We start from the raw sequence: 252 nt of genomic DNA, 5'->3' as shown, positions 1-252 counted from the left end.
ATGAAGAGCAGTTCCACTACGACGGCAACGGTAACCTGAGCCAGCACCTGCCTGTCGATGCCTATGGCGCGATGCAGCAAATTACCCAGCGTCAAAAAGCCGGGCGGGTAGTGCAACAAGGGGATATCCGCTATCGTTATGATGACAATGGTCGTTTGGAGGAAAAAACCGAACAGCGTGACGGCTTCCGGCCGCTGATCTGGCGCTATCGCTGGAACAGCCAAAATCAGCTCACCCATTGTGAAACCCCGG

The 252-nt window shown here is 55.2% G+C and carries 1 protein-coding gene; it reads left to right on the top strand.

The genetic code is table 11. From position 1 onward, the window contains the following. A partial coding sequence (locus FE392_RS20065) for a hypothetical protein (RefSeq protein ID WP_319931888.1) occupies nt 1–252 on the top strand: 252 nt, incomplete at both ends.

Origin of the sequence: Xenorhabdus santafensis (assembly GCF_033949405.1) — a bacterium.
GTDB lineage: Bacteria > Pseudomonadota > Gammaproteobacteria > Enterobacterales > Enterobacteriaceae > Xenorhabdus > Xenorhabdus santafensis.
This window is presented reverse-complemented; position numbering and strand designations above follow the sequence as displayed.